The organism is Aeromonas sp. 55A (assembly GCF_051919665.1).
GTDB classification, from domain to species: domain Bacteria; phylum Pseudomonadota; class Gammaproteobacteria; order Enterobacterales; family Aeromonadaceae; genus Aeromonas; species Aeromonas veronii.
Window position 1 is genome coordinate 908,878 of sequence record NZ_JBQBEH010000008.1, and the last position, 23,975, is coordinate 932,852.

Below are 23,975 nucleotides of genomic sequence, written 5' to 3' on the forward strand. Positions count from 1 at the left end.
CCTTCCATATTAATTACCCTTCCTGATTTTCCCCGGCTACCGGCTCGGCACCGGCGGCGGGTTCAATCTCGATGCGATCCACGCGCTGCAAACCGCGGGGCAGCTTGGCGCCACGGCGGCCGCGCTCGCCGCGGTAGTAATCGAGATCGGACGGTTTGAGGGTCAGCTTGCGCTTGCCGGCAAACAGGGTGACCGACTGCCCCTGCGGGATCACGGCGGCCATCACCACAAACTCCTCCCGCGCCTTCACGCGAGCGGACGGGATGCTGATGAGCTTGTTGCCCTTGCCCTTGCCGAGTACCGGCAAGGTATTGAGCGGGAACAGCAGCATGCGCCCTTCGTTGGAGATGGCCATGCAGAGATCGGTCTCTGGCGAGCCGATCTTCTGGGGTGCCATCACCTGACCCCCTTCCGGCACGGTGAGCAGCGCCTTGCCGTTCTTGTTCTTGCCGATCAGGTCGTCATAGGTGCAGACAAAGCCGTAACCGGCATCGCTGGCTATCAGGTAGGGCTCGCCTTCGTTGCCCATCACCAGATGGCGCACCTCTTCCCCTGCCCCCAGCGCAAAGCGGCCGGTGAGCGGTTCGCCCTGACTGCGCGCGGATGGCAAGGTGTGAGATTCGAGGGCGTAGGTTCTCCCCAACGTGGAGAGGAACACCGCCTGCTGGTTGCTGCGGCCAAAGGCGTGGGTGAGGTAGTTGTCCCCCGCCTTGTAGGAGAGCCCCTCGACATCCACGTCGTGGCCCTTGGCGGCGCGCACCCACCCCTTGTCGGAGAGGATGACGGTGACCGGCTCGCTCGGCACCAGTTCTTTCTCGGTCAGCGCCACGGCGGTAGCACGCTCCACCAGCGGGGTGCGGCGATCGTCGCCGTACTTCTCGGCATCGGCCAGCAGCTCTTTCTTGAGCAGGGTGTTGAGGCGACGCTCGGAGCCCAAAATGAGTTCAAGCTTGTCTCGCTCTTCGGCCAGTTCGTTCTGTTCGGCGCGCAGCTTGAACTCTTCGAGCTTGGCCAGATGGCGCAGTTTCAGCTCGAGGATCGCTTCGGCCTGGGTCTCGGTAATGTTGAAGCGCTCCACCATCACCTTGCCCGGCTCATCCTCGGTGCGGATGATCTCGATCACCTCGTCGATGTTGAGATAGGCGATCAGCAAGCCTTCGAGGATGTGCAGGCGAGCCAGCACCTTGTCGAGGCGGAACTGCAGACGGCGACGCACGGTCTCGCGGCGGAACTGGATCCACTCGCTGAGGATGGTCTTGAGGCACTTCACCTGCGGCCGGTTGTCGAGGCCGAGGATGTTGAGGTTGACCCGGTAGTTCTTCTCCAGATCCGTGGTGGCGAACAGGTGGGCCATCAGCCCCTCCACATCCACCCGGTTGGAGCGCGGCACGATCACCAGACGGGTCGGGTTCTCGTGGTCCGATTCATCCCGCAGGTCGGTGACCATCGGCAGCTTTTTGGCCACCATCTGGGCGGCGATCTGCTCCATGATCTTGGCGCCGGAGGCCTGATGGGGCAGCGCAGTGATGACGATGTCGCCATCCTCCTCGCTCCAGACCGCCCGCTGCTTGATGGAGCCCTTGCCGGTCTCATAGATTTTGCGGATATCGTCGCGCGGGGTGATGATCTCGGCGTTGGTCGGGTAGTCCGGCCCCTGAATGTGCTGCATTAATGCATCCAGCCCCGCATTGGGGTTGTCGAGCAGCTCGGCACAGGCGTAGGCCACTTCCCGCGCGTTGTGGGGCGGGATGTCGGTCGCCATGCCCACCGCGATACCGGTCACCCCGTTGAGCAGGATGTGTGGCAGGCGGGCGGGCAGCACCACCGGCTCCTTCATGGTGCCGTCGAAGTTAGGCGTCCACTCCACCGTGCCCTGCCCCAGCTCGGAGAGCAGCAGCTCGGAGAAGCGCGACAGCCGCGCTTCGGTATAACGCATCGCAGCGAAGGACTTGGGATCGTCCGGCGCACCCCAGTTGCCCTGACCGTCAACCAGCGGGTAGCGGTAGGAGAAGGGCTGGGCCATCAGCACCATGGCTTCATAACAGGCGCTGTCGCCGTGGGGGTGGTACTTACCCAGCACGTCACCCACAGTACGGGCGGATTTCTTGTGCTTGGACAGCGCCGACAGGCCCAGCTCGCTCATGGCGTAGATGATGCGCCGCTGCACCGGTTTGAGGCCATCGCCAATATGCGGCAAGGCCCGATCCATGATGACGTACATGGAGTAGTTCAAGTAAGCCTGTTCGGTAAAGGTGCGCATTGGCTGGCGCTCTACCCCGTCCAGACTGAGCTCGATAGCATCACTCATATGTTTTTCTCTTGCTATGGCGCGCCCCAGGAGGGCACGCCTGAAATGCGGGTCGGCAGGTGACCGACGGCTTAGATGATGGCGAGGTTGCCCTTCTCTTCCAGCCATTCGCGGCGATCGCTCGCCCGCTTCTTGGCCAGCAGCATGTCCATCAGCTGCAGGGTCTCATCAGCCGCATCCCCTTCGCTCTCTCCTGCCGGCTCCATGGTGAGCTGCACCAGACGGCGGGTGTTGGGATCCATGGTGGTTTCCCGCAGCTGTTTCGGGTTCATCTCACCCAGGCCCTTGAATCGGGTCACCATCACCTTGCCCTTTTTCTTCTCGGCTTCGACCCGTTGCAGCACGCCGTTCTTCTCGTCCTCGTCGAGGGCGTAGTAAACCTCTTTACCGATATCGATCCGGTAGAGGGGCGGCATGGCAACGTAGACGTGGCCCTTCTCCACCAGCGTGCGGAAGTGCTTCACGAACAGGGCGCAGAGCAGGGTGGCGATGTGCAGACCGTCCGAGTCCGCATCCGCGAGGATGCACACCTTGCCGTAGCGCAGGCCACTGAGATCCTCGGAGTCGGGGTCGAGCCCGATGGCGACCGAGATATCGTGTACTTCCTGTGATGCGAGCACCTGACCGGCCTCCACCTCCCAGGTGTTCAGGATCTTGCCACGCAGCGGCATGATGGCCTGAAATTCGCGATCCCGCGCCTGCTTGGCACTGCCGCCCGCGGAGTCACCCTCCACCAGGAACAGCTCCCCCTGCATGGGGTCGGCGCAGTTACAGTCGGTGAGCTTGCCGGGCAGCGCCGGGCCCTGGGTAATCTTCTTGCGCACCACCGTCTTGGCGGCGCGCATCCGGCGCTGGGCGCTGGAGATACAGATCTCGGCGATCTGCTCCGCCAGCTCGGTATTGCTGTTCAGGTAGAGGCTGAAGGCATCCTTCACCACGCCGGAGACGAACGCAGAGCTCTGACGGGAGGAGAGGCGCTCCTTGGTCTGACCGGCGAACTGCGGATCCTGCATCTTGATGGAGAGGATGTAGGCGCAGCGATCCCAGATATCTTCCGGGGTCAGCTTGACCCCGCGCGGCAGCAGGTTGCGGAACTCGCAGAACTCGCGCATGGCGTCGAGCAGGCCCTGACGCAGACCGTTGACGTGAGTACCTCCCTGCGCAGTGGGAATGAGGTTCACATAGGATTCGGCGAGGCATTCGCCCCCTTCCGGCAACCAGCAGAGGGCCCAGTCCACCGCCGACTGTTCGGAGCTGAACGAGCCGATAAAGGGCTGCTCCGGCAGGCAGGTGTACTGCTTGACCGCGTCGATCAGGTAATCCTTGAGACCATCTTCGTAGCACCACTCCAGCTTGATGCCAGTGTTCTTGTCGAGGAACTTGATGGTGAGGCCAGGGCAGAGCACGGCCTTGGCTTTGAGCAGGTGTTCCAGCTTGGTGACCGAGAATTTGGGCGAATCGAAGTAGCTCGCCTGCGGCCAGAAGCGCACCCGGGTGCCGGTGTTGCGGCGACCGCAGGTGCCGGTGATGGTCAGCTCCTGCACCTTCTCGCCACGCTCGAAGGCGATGTCGTAGACCTGACCGTCGCGACGCACCGTCACCTCGACCCGATCGGAGAGGGCGTTTACTACCGAAATACCCACCCCGTGCAGACCGCCGGAGAACTGGTAGTTCTTGTTGGAGAATTTGCCGCCCGCGTGCAGCTTGCAGAGGATCAGCTCCACCCCGCTGACACCCTCTTCCGGGTGGATATCGACCGGCATGCCGCGGCCGTCGTCGATCACTTCGAGGGACTGGTCTTCATGCAGGATCACCTCCAGATTGCGGGCGTGACCTGCCAGCGCTTCATCGACGCTGTTGTCGATGACCTCCTGGCCGAGGTGGTTGGGCCGGGTGGTGTCGGTATACATGCCGGGGCGGCGACGCACCGGCTCAAGGCCATTGAGGACCTCAATGGCATCCGCATTGTATTGAGTAGACATGGAGGGCCTTGCGAATTGACGTTTGGAGGGAATCTTAACTGCTAGGCGGGGGTAGAACAAACTCCCCGCACCGAAAGCTTGATCTGGAGAAGAACAAGCAGGGCGAGACCGCCCTTATTGACTCAAACCTGACTATAACCCGAGGAAACGGATAATCTGGGCGGGATAGCGCTCGAACGCCACAAAGGCGTGGTTGCCGCCACACTCCAGCGAGAGGCGGGCAAAGCGGTATTCATCCAGCACTTTGCGATAGTCGAGCACCTCGTCCTCCTGCTGTTGCAGCACCCAGAGCCGATCGGGGGCGCTCACAGGTACAGCCAGCGCCCGCAGCTCATCCATATGTTCAGACCGCAGTTCGTACTGCTCCCCGGTATAGGGATTGGTCTGGGGGCCGAGGTAGTCACAGAGCAGCTCGTGCGGGCGCACCGCCGGATTGATCAGCGCCGCGCGGCAGCCGTACTGCTCGCTCACCCGGGTCGCCATAAAGCCACCGAGGGAGCTACCCACGGCGCCGAGCTTGAATTCACTACCATAACGCCCCTGCAGATCGGCGATAGTCTGCTCAATAGCCGCCCAGGCCGCCGCAGGGGTGTTGGGCTGGGCCGGAATGATCACCTCGATGTCGGGCCGGTTGGCGGCCACCCAGGCAGCCATCTGCTGCGCCTTGGCGGAGCCCGGTGAGGAGTTGAAACCGTGCAGATAAAGGAGAACCGACTTCATTGAATGCTCTCCTCAATAACCGGTGGCGTTGGGGTCGGGCACAAACTGCCCCACCGGCAGGCGCCACACCTCGCTGGCCACCCGCCCATCCGGATAGAGGGTGAGATAGCGCCAGCCCGGGCCGGACTCGTCCAGCGCGAAGCCATCAGAGAGCGGTTTGAACTGGATGCAGGTCGATGGGCTGGCAATCAGCCGCACCCCGCGGTGCACCTCGTCAAACTCCTGATGAACGTGACCGAACAGGATGGTCTTCTGCTGCGGATGACGGGCCAGTACGGCAAACAGGTCATCGGCATTCTTGAGATTGTGTTGATCCAGCCAGGCGCAGCCCACCGGTACCGCCTGATGGTGCAGGGTGATAAGGGCGTGGCGATCAGGATATTGGCGCAGGGCACGGTCGAGGGCGGCCAGCTGGTGATCGCCAATCATGCCGTGGGGTTTGCCACGCACCTGGGTGTCGAGCAGGATCACCTGCCAGTGGTCGCCCACCAGCTGTTTGGATTCGCTGATCCCGGCGGCATGGAGATATTCGGTCATCAGCGGGCTGTCATCGTGATTGCCCGGCAGCCAGTAGATGGGGCGGCCCAGGGGCGCCATCATGGAGGCGAAACGCTGATAGGATTCCGGGCTGTGATCCTGCGACAGATCGCCGGTCGCCAGAATCACCTCGTAGGGGTGTTCATTGGCCTGCACCTGTTCCAGCACTGCGGCCAGACTCTCTGCGGTGCGCACAGCCAACAGCCGCCCTTCGGCACTCGCGAAGAGGTGGGTGTCGGTAATTTGCAACAGGCGCACACTGCCGTCCTGCGCCTGGGGGAGCTCTGTTTCCAAAATCACGCTTCTTTTTATTTGTTCAACTGGAGATATTGATCGGGCTGGTACCATGTCTGAGACAAAATTTTAGCCATTCGGCCAGAAACAGATTTACCTGCTCCTTTTCGTCCCGCTGGTGCATCTTTTTATTGGGATAATCATAACGTGGTTGCAAACGGGAAATCTGTTGCGCTGCACACACTTCCGCCATTCGCACATCATGATACAAACGAATCTCTATTTGAGCCTGTAAATATTCGGGCAACTCGGGGTTGTGCTGGCTAAGGATCACCTGATTGGTGAAGCGACTCTCGCCAATGATGGTGAGCTGGAACTGCAGATCGTTGCCGACCCGATAGCGGCGCTCGGCGCCGACTTCCCCATCAGGCGGCAGCAGTTTCATCAACGCCATGTAGTTGACCTCGCAAGTTCTCTGCAAAGACATCAAATCCGGCACATAACGTTTGGTCCGGGATTGAACTAACGGCATCGCAAAGCTCCATCAATCAACACCCGTGAGTAGTTGACCTCGCAGATACGCTGCAAGGACATCAGGTCAGGCACATAGCGCCTGCTCTGTTGCAGGGTCAGCGCCACCTCAGCGATCCGCCAGCCAGCGGGCGCGCAGCTCGCCATGGTTGAGGGCCAACCACTGCAGGGCAATGACCGAGGCCGCATTGTCGATGCGTCCCTCTTTGAGCCAGGCGTAGGCCTGTTCGCGGCTCACCACGTGCACCCGGATATCCTCACCTTCATCAGCCAGACCGTGCAGGCCGCTCGCCTTGCTGGCATCCACCTCGCCCACAAAGACCTCGATCCGCTCGGTGCTGCCGCCCGGGCTCACCAGATAGCTGATGGCATGCTCGCAGCGGGCCACCTCGATACCGGCCTCTTCCACCGCTTCGCGACGCACCACTGCCTCGGCGGTCTCCCCTTCGTCAATGATGCCGGCCACCAGCTCCAGCAGCCAGGGGGTCGGGCTGGTCTCCATGGCGCCGATGCGGAACTGCTCCACCAGCACTATCTGGTCGCGCACCGGATCATAGGGCAGCAGCGCGGCAGCATGGCCCCGCTCGAACAGCTCGCGTACGATGGGCTGGTTCCAGCCGCCCGCAAATAACCGATGCTGCAGACGATAGACATTCACCTTGAAGAAGCCGTTATATCCAGCTGATTTTTCAATGATTTTCACATCATCGGCGGCGTAATGCCGATCTTGCGGCAAGGGTTGCTGCGACATCCGGGGCTCCCGTCAGCTTGACTTGAAACTGTTTGACCATAAAATCCGAGGAACATGAATGAACGTTCATTCACTCGGCGTGCCATGGTAATGAGGGGTGGATTTTAGCAGCCACAGACCATTTGGCTAGGCGCGCGGGGATAAAACTGCGTCCGGTTCTTGACGTTCCCGTCACCGGACCTGAGACTCTTAGCATTAAATTTTGCTTATAGTAGAGTGATTAAGCTGCAATCAAGCTTGGTCGGTGACAATATTTGCCTCTCCAGCAACCAGTTTGGGTTACTACATAAGGTTAAAACGATCTATGAAAAGAACACTTTTGTCAGTCATGGTGTTGCTGGGCGTCAGTGCCGGTGCCCATGCCGAAAACCTGCTCGACATCTACCAGCAAGCCCAGATCAAAGACCCGCAGTTGCTGCAGTCCAAAGCCGTTCGCGACCAGGCTTTCGAGAAGATCAACGAATCCCGCGCCCCTCTGCTGCCCCAGATCGATCTGGGTGCCGGGCTCAATTATCTGCAAAACAAGAACGATACCCAGAGCAATACCAACGCCAAGGGTGAAGTGACGCTGTCGCAATCCCTCTATCGTCGCAGTAACTGGGTCAATCTGGATATCAGCGAGAAGCAGGCTACCCAGTCAGATGTTGCCTACAACCTCGAAATCCAGAACCTGATGGTGCGCACCGCCAAAGCCTACTTTGATGTGCTCAAGGCGATGGATACCCTGGAGTTCGTTCGTGCCAACAAGGTTGCGGTAGAGCGTCAGCTGGAGCAAACCCAGCAGCGTTTCGAAGTGGGCCTGACCGCCATCACCGACGTCCATGAAGCGGAAGCCTCTCGCGACCAGGCGCTGGCTGACGAGATCAATGCCGAAAACTCGCTGGATAACAGCTACGAAACCCTGCGCGAGCTGACCGGTATCGATCACCGCAATCTGGACGTGCTGAACACCGATCGTTTCAGCCCGCAGAAAACCGCCTTCGGCTCCGACAAGTGGCTGGAGCTGGCGCTGGACAAGAACCTGCAACTGCACAGTGCCCGCATCAGCAAGGACATTGCCAAGGAGCAGATCGATCTGGCCAAGACCGGCCATGAGCCGACTCTGGATCTGGGTGCCGGACTGCAAACCAGCAATACCGATTACAAGCTGGATAGCATTCCAGGCGGCAATGACAATCAGGCCAATATCGGTCTGACCTTCAAGCTGCCCATCTACAGCGGTGGCGCCACCAGCTCCAAGGTGAAGCAGGCTCAATACAACTACGTAGCGGCCAGCGAACTGCTGGAGAAGAACTTCCGCTCGGTGCAGAGCACAGTGCGCTCCTCCTACAACAACGTGAACGCCAGCATCGGCTCGGTGCGCGCCTACAGCCAGTCTGTGGTCTCCGCCGACAGCGCCCTGAAGGCGACCGAAGCCGGTTACGAAGTGGGTACCCGTACCATCGTCGACGTGCTGGACTCCACTCGCAAGCTGTACGAGGCCAAGCAGAAGCTCTCCGAAGCCCGTTACAACTACATTCTCAATATCCTGAGCCTGAAACAGGCTGCCGGTATTCTGGAAGCGCAGGATCTGGTGGAAGTGAACCAGGGTCTGATGCCTGCCACGGCAAAAGCCAAAGGCTGATAGCCGCTATCGGGCATGAAAAAGGCGACCGCAAGGTCGCCTTTTTGTTATCCGTATTTCGGTCGGCTTGCAGCCGCCGATAGTGCGCCCCGCCAGATTGCGGGGCCAGCAGAACGTTAGCCGCGCTCGCGGATCGTCTTGATGATGTCGGTGGTGGAGCAGCCATCCTCGAAGTTGAGAACGCGCACCTCACCGCCATTGGCAGTCACTTCGGCGTAACCGGCGATATCTTCCGGCTTGTAGTCACCGCCCTTCACCAGCAGATCGGGCAGGATCTCGGCGATCAGGCGCTGCGGGGTATCTTCACCAAACGGCACTACCCAGTCCACCGCGCCCAGCGCAGCCAGCACCGCCATGCGGCGCTCGGTCGGGTTGACCGGACGACCCGGCCCTTTCAGACGGCGAACCGACTCGTCGGTATTGACCGCCACGATCAGACGATCCCCCAGCTTGCCGGCGTTGGCCAGATAGGAGACGTGACCGGCATGCAGGATGTCGAAGCAACCGTTGGTCATCACCACCTTCTCGCCACGCAGACGGGCGGCACGAACCGCCACTTTCAGCTGGGCTTCGGACATGACGCCGAAGCCGGTCTCCTGCTCGGTGTAGAGGGCGTTGGCCAGCTCGACCGGGCTGACGGTAGAGGTACCCAGCTTGCCGACCACAATACCGGCAGCGGTATTGGCCAGCGCACAGGCTTCGTCCAGGCTCTTGCCTGCCGCCAGTGAGGTAGCCAGAGTGGAGATGACGGTATCACCGGCACCGGTCACATCATAAACCTCGTGGGCCTGAGCCGGCAGATGCAGCTCAGGCTGACCTTCTCGGATCAGGGTCATGCCGTTCTCGGAACGGGTGACCAGCAGGGCATCCAGCTCGAAGCGTTTGACCAGCTCCAACCCCTTGGCGACCAGCTCTTCTTCGCTCTTCACCTTGCCTACCACAGCCTCGAATTCGGACATGTTGGGGGTCAGCAGGGTGGCACCGCGATACTTCTCGAAGTCGGTCCCCTTGGGGTCGACCAGCACCGGAATACCGGCGGCACGGGCGCGCTGGATCATGCCGGGCACGTCGTTGAGAGCACCCTTGCCGTAGTCGGAAAGGATCATCACGTCGCTATTCGGCAGCGCCTGCTCCACCTTGCTCATCAGCAGGGTGGCATCGACGGAGTGGAAGGGCTCTTCAAAGTCCAGACGCAGCAGCTGCTGGTTGCGGGACAGCACCCGCAGCTTGGTGATAGTCGGGAAGTCGGCCAGACGAACGAAATCACAGGCCACCTTGACGCCAGCCATTTGGCCAGCCAAGGCATCGGCAGCCTCGTCCTGACCGGTCAGGCCAAGCAGCACGGCGTGGGCGCCAAGGGCAGCGGAGTTGAGGGCCACGTTGGCCGCGCCACCGGGACGCTCCTCAATGTGTTCAACCTTGACCACGGGCACCGGCGCCTCGGGGGAGATCCGACCGGTAGGGCCATGCCAGTAACGGTCCAACATGACATCGCCAACGACCAGAACGCGGGCTTTTTCAAAATCGGGCAGGGTGATCTTCATCTGTATCGACTCTCAAAACCTGAAAAATCAGCGGGCGATTTTATCACACTCTTTTATCCGGTGTAGAAAAAGCCGACCGCAGTTGCCGCCGCTGTCACGCTAACCGGACGCAGGCTACCCCTCTGACCAGCACACAGCCATTCGCCCCCGCCCCCCCTTTTCGGCTAGAATCCCCCGATTGTGTTTGCGAACAAGAGATTAGCCATGGCCCATGACAACGCTCCCCGCCTGGAGCCCCGCCTGTTTCATCCCCGTTACTGGGCCAGCTGGTTCGGCCTCGGCCTGCTCTGGCTGCTGACCCTGCTGCCGTGGCGCAGCCAGATGTGGCTGGGCCGTCAGCTCGGTCGCCTCGCCGCCAGGATTTTGAAGTCCCGGGTCAAGATTGCCCGTCGCAATCTGGAGCTGGCGATGCCCGAGCTGACCCGGGATGAGCGGGAGAAACTGCTAAAAGCAAACTTCGAGAGCGTGGGCTGCGCCGTGTTCGAGGTGGGGATCGCCTGGTTCTGGCCAGACTGGCGGATGCGCAACCTGATGAAGGTGGAAGGGGAAGAGCACGTCATCGCCGCCATGGAGAAGGGACAGGGCATGCTGCTGCTCTCCTGCCACTTCCTGACGCTGGAACTCAACGCCCGCTGTTTCGGGCTGGTGCGCCCCGGCGTGGGGGTCTATCGCCCCAACACCAATCCGGTGCTGGAGTATGCCCAGTATCACGGGCGCTGTGCCTCCAACAAATATCTGGTAGACCGGATGGATGTGAAGGGGATGATCAAGGCGCTGCGCAACGGCGACGCCCTCTGGTATGCACCGGATCACGACTACGGCAGCCACGCCAGCGTGTTCGTGCCCTACTTCGCAGTAGAGCAGGCGGCCACCATCACCGGCACAGCCACCCTGGCGCGGGTGAAGAACACCGTCACCCTGCCCTGCTACAACATCCGCACCAGCGAGGGTTACACCCTGCATATCGGGGCGCCGCTCGCCGACTACCCGAGCGGGGATGACATGGTCGATGCCACCCGCGCCAACCGCGAGATTGAAGCCGCTGTGCGCAAGGCGCCAGAGCAGTACATGTGGCTCCATCGCCGCTTCAAGACCCGCCCCTCCCCCGAGGATGCCGGTTTCTACTAAACCGCAGCCCCCGACATGGGATAGCTCGTAAAAACCGACAAACCGCCTGCTGGCGGTTTGTTTTTATCTGCTGTCAGCCCTGTGCGGCAAGCAAGATCCCCCTGCGTCAACCGCACCATAACCTCCAGCACGACCTCCTGCAATCTGCCGACCATTTCCCACAAAAGAGCCCTCATCACTGCCTGCAAAAACTGAAAGCGGGTTACAAATCTATTGATTCATTGGTTATTAGAGAGAGATTTAGATAGATCCATCGCCACTACCCACTGATGAGTAATTGAGTGATTTGTCCCATTCGAATACAAAAACTGAATTTGTGATGCAAATCACTTTTGCACGAAGGAGCGGCAAAGTTGAAGTGGTGATCTAAATCACAAAAAATGGTCGTTCAAAACAGAAAAGATCGAAATGTAGCCGAATTACAGCATGGGAATGTGATGTGGGTCACTGGTTATGGATGGGGTATCGCTGGGTATCTGAGAGCTGGATCACAAGACACCCCGTTTTCAGCCTAATTTGATATCAAGCTGGTAGATTGAAGTTGCTTAGACGACCGGGATGGCGGTTCGGCAAAACCGGCCATCCCGACTACCACTTTTAATCAAACAGGCTTAAAACGGGGTCCCGACATGTTATCACCGGATACCAAAGTCAAGATACAGAATTTTGGACGCTTCCTGTCCAATATGGTCATGCCCAACATAGGCGCCTTTATCGCCTGGGGCTTTATTACCGCCCTCTTCATCCCCACCGGCTGGCTGCCCAATGAAACCTTGGCCAAGCTGGTCGGCCCCATGATCACCTACCTGCTGCCGCTGCTGATTGGCTACACCGGCGGCAAACTGATGGGCGGTGAGCGCGGCGGCGTGGTCGGTGCCATCACCACCATGGGTGTCATCGTGGGAACTGATATCCCCATGTTCATGGGAGCCATGATGGTCGGCCCGCTCGGTGGCTGGGCCATCAAGCGCTTCGACAAGGCGATGGACGGTCGCGTCAAGAGCGGCTTCGAGATGCTGGTCAACAACTTCTCCGCCGGCCTTATCGGCATGCTGCTGGCGATCCTCGCCTTCTTCGTGATTGGCCCCTTCGTCAAGGTGCTCTCCGGCCTGCTGGCCGGTGGCGTCGGCTTCCTGGTGGAAAACCACATGCTGCCGCTCACCTCCATCTTCGTCGAACCGGCCAAGATCCTGTTCCTCAACAACGCCATCAACCACGGCATCTTCTCGCCGCTGGGGATCCAGCAGGCGACCGAGCACGGCAGCTCCATCTTCTTCCTGATTGAAGCGAACCCGGGCCCGGGCATGGGTGTGCTGCTGGCCTACATGGTGTTCGGTCGTGGTGCGGCCAAGCAGTCCGCGGCTGGCGCCTCCATCATTCACTTCTTCGGCGGCATCCACGAGATCTACTTCCCATATGTGCTGATGAACCCGCGCCTCATTCTGGCGGTGATCGCCGGTGGCATGACCGGGGTCTTTACCCTGACCCTGTTCAATGCAGGTCTGGTCTCCCCCGCGTCGCCGGGCTCCATCTTCGCCGTGCTGTTGATGACGCCGAAAGCCTCCCTGATCGGGGTCGCCCTCTCCATCATCAGCGCCACTCTGGTCTCCTTCCTGGTCGCCGCCGTGTTCGTTCGCGCCCAGCAACCGGAAGCCGACGAGGCCGATGCCCTCGGTGAAGCCACCCGCAAGATGAAAGCCATGAAGGGCGGCAAGCCCGAAACCGCAGCGGCCAAGAAGCCGGGCGGCGAACTGATGGCGGTACGCAATATTGTGGTCGCCTGCGATGCGGGCATGGGCTCCAGCGCCATGGGCGCCGGCATGCTGCGCAAGCGGGTGCAGGCCGCAGGGCTCGATATCAGCGTCACCAACCGCGCCATCGATCAGCTCGACGATCAGGTGGACTGGGTCATCACCCACAAGGATTTGACCGAGCGGGCCCGTCGCCATGCGCCGAACGCTCACCATATTTCCCTGACCAACTTCCTCGACAACGGCCTCTATCAGGAGCTGGTACAGAGCCTGAGCCGCGCCGCCAACGATGACGTCGCCAACCCGCAACTGCTGGTGGCCGCCAACGACGACAGCTACGAGCCGCAGGCAGCCGAAGTCTTTACCCTGAGCCGTCATGACGTGCATCTGGGACTGAAAGCGGACAACAAGGAGGCCGCCATCCTGACCGCAGGCCGACTGCTGGCAGAGCGCGGTTACGTGGCCCCCGACTACGTCAACGCCATGCTGGAGCGGGAACAGCTGGTCTCCACCTACCTCGGCGAATCCATCGCCGTGCCGCACGGCACCATCGCCGCCAAGGAGTTTGTGAAACGGACCGGCATCGTCATCTGCCAGTACCCGGCCGGGGTCGCCTTTGGCGAAGCCGCCGATGAGGTGGCGCGGCTGGTAATCGGCATCGCTGCCCGCAACGACGAACATATGCAGGTGATAACCCGCCTGACCAATGCACTGGATGAACCCGGTCTCATCGACCGGCTGGCCAGCACCACGGATCCCCAGGCCTTCCTGGATCTGCTGGGTGCCGAACAGGCTGCGTAATCATCTTTCATCGTCTTTGGTTCAAGAGGTTAATATCATGAAAACATTGCATTTTGGTGCTGGTAACATCGGTCGCGGCTTTATCGGTAAAGTGCTGGCGGATGCCAGCCATCAGGTCACCTTCGCCGACGTCAACGACACCCTGATCGACCAGCTCAACCACCGTCAAGAGTACAAGGTCCATGTGGTGGGTGCGGATCAGAAGCTGGACGTGGTGCGCAACGTGGCGGCGGTGAGCTCCGCCGGTCACGAGGTGATCGCCCGTATCATCACTGCCGATCTGGTCACCACGGCAGTAGGCCCCAACATTCTGGACAAAATTGCCAGCACCCTGGCCAAGGGGCTGCAGGCCCGCTTCGATGCCGGCAACCTGACACCGCTGAACGTCATCGCCTGTGAAAACATGGTGCGCGGCACCAGCCACCTCAAGCGGGAGGTACTCAAGTACCTGCCGGTCGCGTATCATGCCACGCTCGAATCCTGTATCGGCTTCGTCGACTCGGCGGTGGATCGCATCGTGCCGCCCGCTGCGGCTGCCAACGATGACCCGCTGGAAGTGACGGTAGAGAGCTTCAGCGAGTGGATCGTCGATCAGACCCAGTTCAAGGGGGAGCTGCCACAGGTGGCGGGCATGGAACCCACCGACAACCTGATGGCCTTCGTCGAGCGCAAGCTGTTCACCCTCAACACCGGCCACATCGTCACCGCCTATCTCGGCAAACTGCGGGGCTACCGCACAGTGCGCGAGGCGATCGAAGATCCGGTGATCCGCAGCAAGGTGCGCCGCGCCATGGAGGAGAGCGGTGCCGTGCTGGTAAAACGCTACGGCTTCGACCCGCGCCTGCACGCCGCCTATATCGAGAAGATCCTGGCCCGCTTCGCCAACCCCTATCTGGTGGACGAGATTGACCGGGTCGGTCGTCAGCCGCTGCGCAAGCTGGCGGCGGGAGATCGACTGGTGAAGCCGCTGCTGGGCACCCTGGAGTACGGCCTGCCCAACGAGCAGTTGCAGGAGGGGATCGCCGCGGCGCTCCACTATCGCAATGCCGATGACCCGCAGGCGGTGGAGCTGCAAGCCCTGCTGGCGGAGCTTGGCCCGGCCAAAGCGCTGGCCCGCGTCACCGGACTGGATGAAGAGAGCGAAGTGGTTCGCGCCATCGTCGCCCGTTACGAAACCCTGTAATAACCCTGCTTGCGGCGCATTCAGCCACCACTGATAGCGCGCCAAGCGCTTGAATGGCAAGGGAATGTGCCCCATATGATAAAAACCGGGAGAGAGGCCCACTCTCTCCCTGTCAGCTGGACCCAATGCACCTATGACCACACACCAGGAAGATGAAGTACTGGAACGACTGAATGAGCAGGATGGCCCCCGCGGCTTCTTTCTCGAAGCCGTGACCATCCTGGAAGAGGCGGTCGACTCCCTGATGCGACGCGCGTTCCGTCAGGAGGAGTATGCCGTCAAATACGCCATCGAACCCCTGCTCAACCAGAGCGGCCCCCTCGGCCAGCTGGAGGTGCGCCTCAAGCTCATCTTCGCCCTCGGCCTCATCTCACTCGAGCGCTATCAGGATATCGAAGCCTATATCAAGATCCGCGACTTTCTGGTGCGCGACCCCAAGGATTACCGCTTCAGCGACAAACCAATCCGCGATCTGCTCGACCGCCTGCACGGGGTCAATCAGGGCGGCATGATGAAGCTGGAGCCTCCCGCCAGCGAAGAGGATTGGGCCTTCTACCAGATGCAGCTCAACCGGCTCGATCAGATGGTGCGCTCCGCACTGGTACTGGCGCTGGCCGACTGTGTCGGCGAGCTCCACAAGGAGAGCCCCATCTAATCCGGCCCCGAGGCAACACCATCACCACGGTTGGCGTCTGGCTGGCACCCTTCACACCACCGCCAGCCACCATGACGCCGACTGTCGCACATCTCCCCATCCCGGCCATGACGCACGCTCCTTCGGGTGTCAATCTGACCAACTTAGCCACTACACTAGCTCCATACTCACTGCCTGAATCGAGGTCTGCATGATTGCCCTCTCTCTGGCCGGGATCGCCCTGGTCTCCGTGCTGGCCCAATGGCTTGCCTGGTCGCTGCGGGTGCCCGCCATCCTGTTTCTGCTGCTCACCGGCCTGACTCTGGGTCCGGTCAGCGGCCTGCTCGACCCCGATGCCCTGCTCGGGGATCTGCTGTTTCCGCTGGTCTCCCTGTCGGTCGCCATCATCCTGTTCGAAGGGGCATTAACCCTTCATCTGGCCGAGCTCAAGGGGATCGGCAAGGTGGTGCGCAATCTCTGCTCCACCGGCATGCTGGTCAGTTTCACCGTCATCGGCAGCGCCGGTTACTTCCTGCTGGGGCTGGACTGGCGGGTCGCCACCATGCTCGGCGCTGTGCTGGTGGTGACGGGCCCCACCGTGATAGCCCCCATGCTCAACGTGATCCGCCCCACCTGGGAGGTGGACAGGATCCTGCGCTGGGAGGGGATCGTCATCGACCCCATCGGCGCCCTGTTTGCGGTGCTGGTGTTCGAGGCGGTACGCCTCGGCAGTCAGGGGGATCTCATCAGCCATACCCTGCTGGCGCTGGGCAAGACAGTGCTGGTCGGCTCCCTGATCGGGGTGGCGGCAGGCTGGCTCACCACCCTGCTCATTCGCAAGGACTGGCTGCCGGTCAGCCTGCACAAGTTCGGCGTGCTGGCACTGGTGCTGGTCACCTTCAGCCTTTCCAACTGGCTGAGCCACGAGTCCGGCCTGCTGGCGGTGACCGTGTTCGGCATCTGGCTCGCCAATCAGGAGGGGCTGGACCTGGAGGAGGTGCTGGCGTTCAAGGAGGATCTCGCGGTCATCCTTATCTCCAGCCTGTTTATCCTGCTGGCGGCCCGCCTCGATCTGGCACAGCTCTGGCAGCTCGGTCCAATGGTGCTGGCGCTGCTGTGCGTGGTGCAGTTTGTGGCGCGCCCGCTCTGTATTCTGGTCTCGACCTGGGGCTCGGATCTCTCCTGGCGAGCTCGCGCCCTGCTAAGCTGGATCGCCCCGCGCGGTATCGTTGCGGCGGCAGTCAGCGCCTCGTTCGCCATCAGCCTGCATCAGGCCGAGATCCCTGATGCCGACAAGCTGGTGCCGCTGGTATTTACAGTGATCATCTCCACCGTGGTGTTGCAGAGCCTCACCTCGGCACCGCTGGCCAGCCTGCTCAAGATGCGCCAGAGCGCCCCCAACACCTGGCTCATCATAGGGGCCAACTCGGTGGCGCGGGCCATAGGCCGGGCGCTGGCGGATCAGGGGGTGCCGGTGCAACTCTGCGATCCCGCCTGGGAGTTCTGCAAACAGGCACGGATGAGCAACCTCCCCTGCTACTTCGGCAACCCCCAATCGGAACATGCCGAGCTGCACCTGCCGCTCACCAGTATCAGTACCGTGCTGGCGCTCTCCCCCAACCGCCACAACAACGCACTCGGGGTGCTGCACTTTGCCCACCTCTACGGCGAGGAGCAGGTCTACTCCCTGCGATCCAGCGAGCACCACGGCAAGGCCAACCGGGAGAGTGCCACCTTTCGCGCTCGCCAGAACCTGTTCGGCCCCGACATCAACTATGCCAAGCTGAGCGGCCTGCTGAGCCGGGGTGGCCAAATCAAGGCGACCCGCCTGAGCGAGGCGTTCGACTGGGTCCAGTATCAGACCGCCAATCCCGGCGCCATTCCGCTGTTCATCATGGATGGCAAGGGCAAGCCCCAGATCGTTACCGGCCCCGTCACTCCGCAGGCGGGTGAGCTGCTGATCGCCCTGCAGCCACCCAGAGAGCAGGGCGCCGAATGAACGAAGCCAACCACAATCCGCTGATCGCCCCTCTGCTGGTGCTATTGCAACAGGCGGCGGGCAGCTACAAGGTGCATGAGCTGATGGCCGCTCTGCGCCAGCAGGGGGCAATACCCCGGCTGGCTGACGATGAACAGCTGCAGCTGTTTCGGCTCAACTTCCTGATCATGAACGCCCTCTACCAGTTGCAGGCCGAGCTCTGGCAAGAGGGTTGGTGGCTGGTGATCAGCACCCTGGATATCCGGCTCGAACCACTGGTCGGGAGCTCGGAGGCCAGCCACGGCTTTGCCCTTGGCGAAAATCTGCGTAGCTACTATCTCGACTGGCAGGTGTTCTGGCAGACCGATCGTGCCGAAGTGGAGGCCCTGCTCAACCGCTTCTGGCGCGCTTATGACGGTGAGGGACACAAAGCCGAGGCGCTGGCCCTGTTCGAGTTGAATGAAGGGGCGAGTCAGGAGGCGATCCGCCGCCGCTGGCGGGAGCTGGCACTGCAGCACCATCCGGATCGGGGCGGCAATGCCGAGACTTTTGTCCGCATCCGCTGGGCATGGGAGGTCCTGCGGGGATGATCCCGTTGCCGCATATAAATGGCAGGCATAGACTGGAGCTGGATATTCCCCACAGGAGAGCATCATGACAGTCAGTGAACTTCGCAAGCTCTATCAACAACAGATCCTGCAAGAGGCCGAAATACTCCACGACGTGGCCATCCCCGGCTGGATCATCGAATTCAGAGGCAATGATGGCGCTCTCTACGAGCTGACCGACACCCTCGGCTGCCCGGTCAGTTTCGATACGGTCGAACAGGCCCGCGATCATGTGCATCTGGTAGCTGACTGCCCGATGCAGGTAGAACACCTCTATCGCTTCTTCGAACGTTAACTCAAACCGTCACATCTCACCCTTGGCTCCGGTGAGGCCTGTACCAGGCATATAGTCAGCACTTGCCTGCCACAGGCCTCCCCAGAAACAACCGCTTCGATTTGCTCGTGTTGCAGAGTGCAAGTTGCACGCTATCTGGCATAGACAGCTATAAGTCTGGCTATGGAGTGGCTATCTCTATGGTTACATGGACCAGCTCTTCATGTATCGCCAACCGCGCGCGGATCTCGCTGGCGGAGACAGGCGCCGCCATCAGCAGGGAGAGCACGCAGGCATACTGTTGCTGTCCCACCCGCCAGACGTGCAGATCGCGGATCTCGGCATCCGGCAGGTCGGCAATCACCTCACGGATCTCACCCACCAACGGGGTATCCATCTCTGCATCCAGTAACACCCGACCGGAGTCACGCAACAGACCCCAGGCCCACACAGCCACCAGTACGGCCCCCACTATGCCCATCAGGGGATCCAGCCAGTCGGCCCCCCACAGCATGCCCCCCACCAGTGCCAGGATCGCCAGCACGGAAGTGGCCGCATCCGCCAGCACGTGGATATAGGCGGCGCGCAGGTTGAGATCCTGATGGCCGTGGTGATCGTCATGGTCATGATGATCGTGGTCGTGATGCTCATGATGGTGGTCATGCCCATGGCCGTGGTGATGATGGCTGTGATCATCCTTGAGCAACCAGGCACAGGCCAGGTTCACCAGCAGCCCCACCAGCGCGATGGCGATCGCCTGTTGATAGTGGATTGGGCTGGGATCCAGTAGCCGGAACACCGACTCGAACAGCATCAGCCCGGCCACCCCCACCAGCAGGAGAGCACTGGTGAAGCCACCCAGCACCTCGATCTTCCAGGTGCCGAAGCTGAATCTGTGGTCGCGGGCAAAGTGGCGGGCGGCGCGATAGGCCAGCACCGAGAGACCGAGTGCCAGCGCGTGGGAGCTCATATGCCAGCCGTCGGCCAGCAGCGCCATGGAGTTGTAAAACCATCCGCCGCCGATCTCCACCACCATCATGATGACGGTCAGCAGCACGGCCCAACGGGTTTTCTGTTCAGCCAGCGGATTCCCTTCGTGGACGACGGGTTGGTGGCAGTGGGATGAGACAAGGGATGACATGGATTTCTCCTGAGGACGATAATGCAATATACTATACCCCAGTATAGTTTTATTGATCGAGAGGATCCTGCATGTCACACACCATTCACGGTAAAAAGAAGCTGCTGGCACGGGTACGTCGCATCAAGGGGCAGGCGGGCGCGCTGGAGCACGCACTTGAGCAGGAGAGCGACTGCGCCGCCATTTTGCAGCAGATCGCGGCCATTCGTGGTGCCGTCAACGGCCTGATGCTGGAGGTGCTGGAAGGGCACATGCGTGAGCACCTGGGCGCCGAAGAGGCGACCCCGGCCGAGCGGCTGGAAGATCTGGATCAAGTAGTGCGGGTATTGCGATCCTATCTGAAGTAAGACCGGTGAACGAGGCTGAGGGCAACCCCGCATCATCCCGTTTACGGCTGTGCGGCGTCTGCCCGCCAGCCCCCGTCCCTTTCGGGCTTGAGCCACCGCCAGCTTTGCGCCATGATGTCCAGCCCGGCTGACCGCCGGTTTTACTGGACAGTCAATTTCAAGGATCCCCCATGTTTGAACACGTCGATGCCTACGCTGGCGACCCCATCCTGACGCTAGTCGAGACCTTCCACAAAGACACCCGCGAGCAGAAGGTGAACCTGGGGATCGGCCTCTATTACGACGAGCAGGGGCGTATTCCGCTGCTGCCGTCGGTGCAGCAAGCCGAAGCCCAGCGCGCCGCCGCCCCGGCCCCGCGCCCCTACCAGCCGATGGAAGGCGCCGCCAACTACCGCACCGTAGTGCAACACCTGCTGTTTGGTGCCGACCATGAAGCGGTCAAGGCGGGACGTATCGCCACCATCCAGACTATCGGTGGCTCAGGCGCCCTGAAGATCGGCGCCGATCTGCTCAAGCGCTACTTCCCGACCTCCGAGGTGTGGGTCAGCAATCCGACCTGGGACAACCACAAGGCGATGTTCGAGGGCGCCGGCATCAAGGTGCATGACTACCCCTACTACGATGCGGCCACCGGCGGCGTGCAGTTTGATGCGATGATCGACTGCCTGAGCAGCCTGCCGGCCAAGAGCATCGTGCTGCTGCACCCCTGCTGCCACAACCCGACCGGGGTGGATCTCTCCCGCGCCCAGTGGGACCGGGTGATCACGCTGGTGGTCGAGAAGAACCTGATCCCCTTTATGGATATCGCCTATCAGGGCTTCGGTGACGGACTGGAAGAGGATGCCTACGCCATCCGCGCCATGGTGGCCGCCGGTGTCAGCTTCTTCGTCAGCAACTCGTTTTCCAAGAACCTCTCCTTCTACGGCGAGCGCTGTGGTGGCCTGTCGGTGATCTGCAAAGATGCCGAAGAGGCGAGCCGGGTACTGGGTCAGATGAAGGCCACCGTGCGTCGCAACTACTCAAGCCCGCCCACCCACGGTGGCCAGATCACCGCGGCGGTGATGAGCCAGCCCGAACTGCATGCCCTGTGGGTCGGCGAGGTGACCGAGATGCGCACCCGCATCAAGGCGATGCGCCAGAAGCTGTTCGAGGTGCTGAGCGCCAAGGTGCCGGGCCGCGATTTCAGCTACTTCATCAACCAGCGCGGCATGTTCAGCTACACCGGCTTCACACCGGAGCAGGTGGACAGACTGCGCGAAGAGTTTGCCGTCTATCTGGTGCGCTCCGGCCGCATGTGCGTGGCGGGTCTCAACAGCCGCAACGTCGACTATGTGGCTGATGCCATGGCGGCGGTGCTCAAAGGCTAATCCGCATCAGCCCCGCTTTGGCGGGGCTGTTTGTCTGTTGCGTTCGCAGTCACCTCTTGATGGGTCTGCTCACCCTCCCCCTGCTGTGAGAGAATGCCAGCAGGTCACGCTGAATCTCCCTGATTCCAAGCCTGTTTATCTTCATCAATTTCAGGAGCCACTATGGATCTGATCGCTCTCTCTCGGCTGGGAGGTCGCCATCTGGTCACCCTGCACCTGCTGCTCGACAACCAGAGCGTCACCCGCACCGCCGAGCGGCTCTGCACCACGCCTTCCACCGTCAGCAAAACCCTCAACCAGCTGCGGGATCTGCTGGGGGATCAACTGCTCTACCGCCAGGGCAACCAGCTGCTGCTCACCCCCATGGCCGAGCGACTGGCGCCCACCCTGCACCGGCTGTTGGGGGAGCTGAACGGCCTCACTCGCCAGAACGCCTTCAACCCGCAGCAGTGGCAGGGCACATTGCGGCTGGGATTGCGCGAGAGCGTGATGACCTGGCCGGTGGGCCCCATTCTGGGTCAGCTGATGAAAGAGGTGCCGGGCATGGTGCCGGAGATCTGGAACAAAGATGAGCAGGGACTGGAGGCGCTAGCGGCGGGCAAACTCGACTTCGTGATCCTGCCCCATGACCAGAGTCAACCGTTGCCACGCCAGCCCGGGCTGGTGTGGGAAACCCTGCGGGAAGAGAAACTGGTCTGCCTGCTGCGCAAAGACCACCCCGCGCTGGCCAAGCCCTGGGATCTCGATGCCTACCTGAGCTGGCGCCATATCGCCATTCGGGATCAGGAGCTGGCCAACCCCTTCTTCGAGCAGAGCCTGGCCCAGCAGCAGGTGCGTCGCCAGATTGGCGCCACTCTGCCCGATTTTGCCAGCGCGGCGGCCCTGCTGCCCCAGACCGACCTGATCCTCACCGCCATCGGTGGCTGGGCGGCCTGCATGGCCAGTCAGCCGGATCTGGTGATGCGTCCGGCACCGTTCGATTACGGCAAGGTGAGTCACAGTCTGGTCTGGTATGGCCCGGCCGGTGATGGCTCGGCCCGTCACTGGTTCCGCCAGCGGATCCTGCAACTGGGTCGCGAATTGATTGAGCCCTGAGCCGGGCGACAAGGAGAAGAGATTGATGTTTCACCGCGGCGAAACATCAATGGCAAGTAGGGACTAGGGACGTTTGGTATAGATGGGGCTGGGGAAGGAGGCGACGTTGCTGCCCAGATCCGTGATGCGGGCAGCCCCCTGCTTTTTCACCTGATCGATGCGCAGCACCTGATGCATGGGAATAAGGGTCTGGCGCACATCGGCAAATTCGCTCTTGAGCTTCTCGTGACTGGGATCGACGATAAGCGCCGTGTGGTTATCCCAGACAAAATCGGCGATCTCGATAAAACCAAACAGTTGGCCCTGATTGACTTCGCGCACATAGACTTCGTAGCGCTCGCTGTGGCAAATAAACTGAACCCGATATAACGCCTTGCTTTCACTCATGATTATCTGTCATTGAGGGGTAAGAAGATGGCCATTATTCTAGCCGCCGTTCTCGCCCCCTCCAATAGACAGAAATCACAGTTGCGGCCTTTCCATGCCGCACCTCACGCCATGACGGTCACCGGATGACGCAACCACTCAGCCCATCAAGGCAGGCAGTGAGACCGGCCCCAATCCCGCTGCACGCAAACGACGGGCCAGCTGTTCCAGCTCGGTTTGGCTAGCCTCTGGCCATTGCATCGCCTCCCCCCGCACCCCGTGGTGGCGAAAGCCGTTGAGGCGAATGGGCACAGGCCCAAGCTGCTGCAAGAAGGCGGCGAGATCCGCGTCCAGCTCACCACTCGCATCCAGAAAATCGCTCTTGCCCGGCACATGGAGCAGCCGCAGTTCGGTCAGCTTGCCGTGGCGTGCCAGCAGTTGCAGCGATCCCAGCACCCGCTCGCGACCATAGCCGGTCAGGGTGTGATGCACCGAGTCACGCCACCCCTTGAGATCGAGCATGGCGCCGTCGAGCACCGGCAGCAGCCGCTGCCAGCCGGTTTCGGCCAGCGAGCCGTTGCTGTCGAGCAGGCAAGTGAGATGGGCCAGATCCGGCGCGGCCTTGATGGCGGCAAACAGCGCAACCACAAAGGGGAGCTGGGTGGTCGCCTCGCCGCCGGAGACGGTTATCCCGCTCAGCATTGGGCCGTAGCGGCGCAGCAGGGCCAACACGTCGTCCACCGTCATGGTGGCAGTCTTGGGATTGGCACTGCGCGGGCAGACATCCAGACAAGCGTCGCAGTCGGTGCAGAGCGCCGCCTGCCAGCGCACTCTGCGCTCGCCAAGGGGGCCCTCATCCAGAGTGAGGGCGCCGCTCGGGCAGACCGCAAGGCAGTCACCGCAATCGTCACACAGCCCTATGGTGTGCGGGTTGTGGCAGCCGGGGCAGCGAAAGTTGCAACCCTGCAGAAACAGCACCAGCCGGTTACCCGGCCCGTCGACACAGGAGAACGGCAGCACCCTGCTTACCAAGGCGCTGCGTGTTGGCAATACATCAGCCATCGGTGCGAA

The 23,975-nt window shown here is 61.3% G+C and carries 21 protein-coding genes; 11 read left to right on the forward strand and 10 right to left on the reverse strand.

Annotated elements, in window-relative coordinates; all coding sequences use genetic code 11:
* Positions 1 to 13 precede the first annotated feature (13 nt).
* From parC to nudF, 6 genes are all read right to left on the reverse strand, one after another.
* Positions 14 to 2,308 (reverse strand): DNA topoisomerase IV subunit A, encoded by a 2,295-nt coding sequence (gene parC, locus ACTG2G_RS08195; RefSeq protein ID WP_439985359.1) that lies wholly within the window; start codon positions 2,306 to 2,308, stop codon positions 14 to 16.
* A 71-nt stretch (positions 2,309 to 2,379) separates the two neighbouring features.
* Positions 2,380 to 4,290: a DNA topoisomerase IV subunit B gene (parE, locus tag ACTG2G_RS08200; protein ID WP_201948020.1), complete on the reverse strand. Its 1,911-nt coding sequence runs from the start codon at positions 4,288 to 4,290 to the stop codon at positions 2,380 to 2,382.
* A gap of 132 nt (positions 4,291 to 4,422) precedes the next feature.
* Positions 4,423 to 5,010 carry a YqiA/YcfP family alpha/beta fold hydrolase gene (locus ACTG2G_RS08205; RefSeq protein ID WP_421386873.1) on the reverse strand — a complete coding sequence of 196 codons (588 nt, stop codon included), beginning with the start codon at positions 5,008 to 5,010 and terminating at the stop codon, positions 4,423 to 4,425.
* A 12-nt stretch (positions 5,011 to 5,022) separates the two neighbouring features.
* On the reverse strand, positions 5,023 to 5,841 hold the full coding sequence (gene cpdA, locus ACTG2G_RS08210; protein ID WP_041202814.1) for a 3',5'-cyclic-AMP phosphodiesterase: 819 nt from the start codon (positions 5,839 to 5,841) through the stop codon (positions 5,023 to 5,025).
* A gap of 22 nt (positions 5,842 to 5,863) precedes the next feature.
* Positions 5,864 to 6,313, reverse strand: coding sequence for a DUF1249 domain-containing protein (locus ACTG2G_RS08215; RefSeq protein WP_042052480.1), 450 nt, complete (start codon positions 6,311 to 6,313; stop codon positions 5,864 to 5,866).
* Positions 6,314 to 6,421: 108 nt separating this feature from the next.
* Positions 6,422 to 7,063: an ADP-ribose diphosphatase gene (gene nudF / locus ACTG2G_RS08220; protein ID WP_064335385.1), complete on the reverse strand. Its 642-nt coding sequence runs from the start codon at positions 7,061 to 7,063 to the stop codon at positions 6,422 to 6,424.
* Positions 7,064 to 7,367: 304 nt separating this feature from the next.
* On the opposite strand from nudF, the gene tolC reads away from it, so the two are divergent.
* Positions 7,368 to 8,687, forward strand: coding sequence for an outer membrane channel protein TolC (gene tolC / locus ACTG2G_RS08225; protein WP_005335902.1), 1,320 nt, complete (start codon positions 7,368 to 7,370; stop codon positions 8,685 to 8,687).
* Between the two features lie 116 nt (positions 8,688 to 8,803).
* Here the strand turns inward: tolC and hldE are convergent, their stop codons facing one another.
* The gene (gene hldE, locus ACTG2G_RS08230) at positions 8,804 to 10,231 is read right to left on the reverse strand and encodes a bifunctional D-glycero-beta-D-manno-heptose-7-phosphate kinase/D-glycero-beta-D-manno-heptose 1-phosphate adenylyltransferase HldE (protein ID WP_127006055.1); all 1,428 of its coding nucleotides are present in this window, start codon (positions 10,229 to 10,231) and stop codon (positions 8,804 to 8,806) included.
* A 204-nt stretch (positions 10,232 to 10,435) separates the two neighbouring features.
* Between hldE and lpxL the strand changes: the two genes are divergently transcribed.
* The 7 genes from lpxL to ACTG2G_RS08265 all read left to right on the forward strand — a co-directional run bounded on the left by lpxL (position 10,436) and on the right by ACTG2G_RS08265 (position 18,609).
* Positions 10,436 to 11,359 (forward strand): LpxL/LpxP family Kdo(2)-lipid IV(A) lauroyl/palmitoleoyl acyltransferase, encoded by a 924-nt coding sequence (gene lpxL / locus ACTG2G_RS08235; RefSeq protein ID WP_421209315.1) that lies wholly within the window; start codon positions 10,436 to 10,438, stop codon positions 11,357 to 11,359.
* Positions 11,360 to 11,988: 629 nt separating this feature from the next.
* Positions 11,989 to 13,911, forward strand: coding sequence for a PTS mannitol transporter subunit IICBA (locus ACTG2G_RS08240; RefSeq protein ID WP_021231686.1), 1,923 nt, complete (start codon positions 11,989 to 11,991; stop codon positions 13,909 to 13,911).
* Between the two features lie 37 nt (positions 13,912 to 13,948).
* Positions 13,949 to 15,094, forward strand: coding sequence for a mannitol-1-phosphate 5-dehydrogenase (locus ACTG2G_RS08245; protein WP_005363105.1), 1,146 nt, complete (start codon positions 13,949 to 13,951; stop codon positions 15,092 to 15,094).
* A gap of 133 nt (positions 15,095 to 15,227) precedes the next feature.
* Positions 15,228 to 15,749: an MltR family transcriptional regulator gene (locus tag ACTG2G_RS08250; protein ID WP_005335907.1), complete on the forward strand. Its 522-nt coding sequence runs from the start codon at positions 15,228 to 15,230 to the stop codon at positions 15,747 to 15,749.
* 190 nt (positions 15,750 to 15,939) lie between these two features.
* The gene (locus ACTG2G_RS08255; RefSeq protein ID WP_439985360.1) at positions 15,940 to 17,727 is read left to right on the forward strand and encodes a cation:proton antiporter; all 1,788 of its coding nucleotides are present in this window, start codon (positions 15,940 to 15,942) and stop codon (positions 17,725 to 17,727) included.
* Positions 17,724 to 18,296 (forward strand): DNA-J related domain-containing protein, encoded by a 573-nt coding sequence (locus ACTG2G_RS08260; RefSeq protein ID WP_429205725.1) that lies wholly within the window; start codon positions 17,724 to 17,726, stop codon positions 18,294 to 18,296. Before ACTG2G_RS08255 ends, ACTG2G_RS08260 begins: the two co-directional genes overlap by 4 nt.
* Before the next feature lie 64 nt (positions 18,297 to 18,360).
* A complete protein-coding gene (locus ACTG2G_RS08265; protein ID WP_005343091.1) occupies positions 18,361 to 18,609 on the forward strand; it encodes a hypothetical protein in 249 nt (82 codons plus the stop codon).
* A 160-nt stretch (positions 18,610 to 18,769) separates the two neighbouring features.
* On the opposite strand, the gene dmeF is transcribed toward ACTG2G_RS08265, so the two are convergent.
* Positions 18,770 to 19,729, reverse strand: coding sequence for a CDF family Co(II)/Ni(II) efflux transporter DmeF (gene dmeF / locus ACTG2G_RS08270; protein WP_288727295.1), 960 nt, complete (start codon positions 19,727 to 19,729; stop codon positions 18,770 to 18,772).
* A 71-nt stretch (positions 19,730 to 19,800) separates the two neighbouring features.
* Here dmeF and ACTG2G_RS08275 point away from each other — a divergent pair, with 71 nt between their 5' ends.
* The 3 genes from ACTG2G_RS08275 (at position 19,801) to ACTG2G_RS08285 (ending at position 22,538) form a co-directional block, all read left to right on the forward strand.
* Entirely contained in the window at positions 19,801 to 20,076 is a 276-nt protein-coding gene (locus ACTG2G_RS08275; protein ID WP_005343089.1) for a metal/formaldehyde-sensitive transcriptional repressor, read from the forward strand.
* A 170-nt stretch (positions 20,077 to 20,246) separates the two neighbouring features.
* A complete protein-coding gene (locus tag ACTG2G_RS08280) occupies positions 20,247 to 21,443 on the forward strand; it encodes an amino acid aminotransferase (protein ID WP_421386870.1) in 1,197 nt (398 codons plus the stop codon).
* Between the two features lie 162 nt (positions 21,444 to 21,605).
* Positions 21,606 to 22,538, forward strand: a complete 933-nt coding sequence (locus tag ACTG2G_RS08285; protein ID WP_100646832.1) for a LysR family transcriptional regulator — start codon at positions 21,606 to 21,608, stop codon at positions 22,536 to 22,538.
* Between the two features lie 63 nt (positions 22,539 to 22,601).
* On the opposite strand, the gene ACTG2G_RS08290 is transcribed toward ACTG2G_RS08285, so the two are convergent.
* The gene (locus ACTG2G_RS08290; protein WP_005340296.1) at positions 22,602 to 22,925 is read right to left on the reverse strand and encodes a DUF1820 family protein; all 324 of its coding nucleotides are present in this window, start codon (positions 22,923 to 22,925) and stop codon (positions 22,602 to 22,604) included.
* 138 nt (positions 22,926 to 23,063) lie between these two features.
* A complete protein-coding gene (locus ACTG2G_RS08295; RefSeq protein WP_421386869.1) occupies positions 23,064 to 23,966 on the reverse strand; it encodes a YjjW family glycine radical enzyme activase in 903 nt (300 codons plus the stop codon).
* Positions 23,967 to 23,975: the final 9 nt, after the last annotated feature.